The sequence below is a fragment of the Actinobacillus minor NM305 genome (assembly GCF_000175195.1).
Taxonomy (GTDB): Bacteria; Pseudomonadota; Gammaproteobacteria; order Enterobacterales; family Pasteurellaceae; genus Haemophilus_A; species Haemophilus_A minor.
On record NZ_ACQL01000119.1, the window covers coordinates 1 to 863 of the forward strand.

Sequence of the window (863 nt, forward strand, 5' to 3'; positions counted from 1 at the left end):
AATACTTCACATTCTTTAGATGGATATTCCCCTTCTAATGCAAAACTGGCTAAGGCGTTTTTTATATGAAATTCCCGTCTAGCTAAAATTTCAGGTGTTAATTTTTCATCATCTTGCATAAATCCCCCTAAAATTTATATTTATTAAATTTTTCTCTCACTAACTTAGAAAGTTCTTCGTAGTCAATTTCTTCTGGTTTAAGAGCGTATAGCTTGTTACGCAAGCCTGCTAATAACTCGCTATCTTCGTTTCTACCACCAGTTTGAGCCACGATTAAGCCGAGTGTTTGAGAAATACCATTTATTAAACTGTCTTTTTCCATAAGTGTTGCCATAATTCTCCCCCTTGTGTTATCTGCTTATACCCCTGCTTTGTCTTTTGCGTTGAGATATTACCGTTTCAAGCTGTTTATTAAACTCTGTAATGTCGTTAATTGCTTGCTGATTTCGTTGTATTGTTGAATGATCAAGGCGTTTTCGGCTCGCAAACTCTCTAATTCTTTCGATAATTTCACTCGCTCGATTTCTTGCTGTTCTAGCAAGGTTTTCAAGGTTTTCTCGTAAAGTAGTTCTAATTCGGTCGCCATTTATTTTTTCCCCTGTTTCTTGGTTTCGTGAACTTCGATTATTTTCAAATTCTCGCCCCACGTTGAGTTGATAAAATCCTTGTCCACTGCTATACAAGGCTTTATCCCTTTCTCCGTTTTGCAAGTTGATAGCTTGATCCCCCCACTCTGCTCTTTGGCTATCTCGGCTGAATTTTGCCATTCGGTCATCTCTTGATAGGCGTTCTTCGCCTGCCACGTCAAAACGCCTGCGGTTATGGCTATCAAGGCTAATATCGTCAAGGCGATTAGGGTCGGC

Annotated in this window: 1 protein-coding gene and 1 pseudogene; both read right to left on the minus strand. The window is 39.3% G+C overall.

Translation table 11 applies throughout. The features are described 5' to 3' along the window. Positions 1 to 127: 127 nt before the first annotated feature. Complete coding sequence (locus AM305_RS09360; RefSeq protein ID WP_005618528.1) at positions 128 to 334, minus strand: hypothetical protein; 207 nt, start codon at positions 332 to 334, stop codon at positions 128 to 130. A 16-nt stretch (positions 335 to 350) separates the two neighbouring features. Then, positions 351 to 863: pseudogene (locus AM305_RS12785) on the minus strand (relaxase/mobilization nuclease domain-containing protein); the annotation flags it as partial.

Excerpts from the sequence above, each read along its gene's own strand:
- AM305_RS09360 (WP_005618528.1), bottom strand. The coding sequence starts at position 334 with ATGGCAACACTTATGGAAAAAGACAGTTTAATAAATGGTATTTCTCAA.